The organism is Falsiporphyromonas endometrii (assembly GCF_042654485.1).
GTDB lineage: Bacteria > Bacteroidota > Bacteroidia > Bacteroidales > Porphyromonadaceae > Porphyromonas > Porphyromonas endometrii.
Genome location: NZ_JBHSGO010000016.1, coordinates 1 through 1,056 on the forward strand (window position 1 = coordinate 1; position 1,056 = coordinate 1,056).

Here is a 1,056-nt window from a genome sequence, read left to right on the forward strand (position 1 = left end):
ATGATCTCTTTTTGAGTCATCTGCTCAAACTTTTCATAATTTATATAGGCTCTATCCATGGCGATAATGTCTCCTTTACTCAGGGAGGATGGCTTGAGCATAAAGGAGTCATTGGTGGCTGCAGAAGAAAATCGAATATCGGAGGGCACTCCCTCATTGGCCTGTATGACCGTATGCACCTTTATCCCCCCTTTCTTCTTGCCATGCTTCGGATGACGTCCGACTCCTTTGAAAATCAGGTTGGAAAACAAAGAGATCGTGGTGGAGTCTATAATTCTCAACCGTTTCATCCATGCCGGCTCTTTACCGCCATGAGGTCGGCTGTCCGATAATAGTTGTTTGTGATAAGTGGCATACAAATCGCGATATATTGCCGCGAAGATTTCTTCTGAACGTCTCTTATTGGCGTCGGAAAGTGTACTTCGGGAGGTCATCATAAAGATGCCGAGATGCCGGAGCTTTCTCGCTTCGGCCTGTAAGGATGCGGTTATTTCCCGCAAAGAGTCAAATCGCATGATGACGCCATAGAGCATCACCACCGGGTGAGTCCANCTGGCTAAAGAGCGGCTGTCCGAGAAAATGAATACTTTTGTGCATTGTCTTTCTTGTAAGTTGCTATGATAAAGATAAGACAATTGGGGCTGATTCCTGTGAAGGAAGTTCAGCCCCTTATTTTTTGTTTTGTGATATTTTTATCGGACAGCAATACTTTTTTATGCACTATTTTAACAAATAAGCTCGCGCAAGAAGCAATCTATTCTCGCGCGACTTTGGATCCGTTCTCGCGCGACCTTGCCATGCGAAGTCGCGCTACTTCAAGTGCAACCTCGCGCGAGTTTACTTTCAATGTCGCGCGAGAATGGATTGTAAGTCGCGCGACCTTCCAAAAAAGGCCGCCTGAAAGCTGTTTTTAAGCAGCCTAAAGACAAAATCAATACTTCGGTAAATTTTTACCGAAAAATTAAAAGTTAAACAATAGAACTGACAAAAGTCGGTTCGAAAACACTAAAGAGATCATTGAAATGTTGTCAAAACGAATGGTTAAGCATGAAGAAA

The 1,056-nt window shown here is 43.6% G+C and carries 1 pseudogene; it reads right to left on the reverse strand.

The window, feature by feature from the left end:
* Positions 1-551: pseudogene (locus ACFO3G_RS01035) on the reverse strand (transposase); the annotation flags it as partial.
* Between the last annotated feature and the right edge of the window lie 505 nt (positions 552-1,056).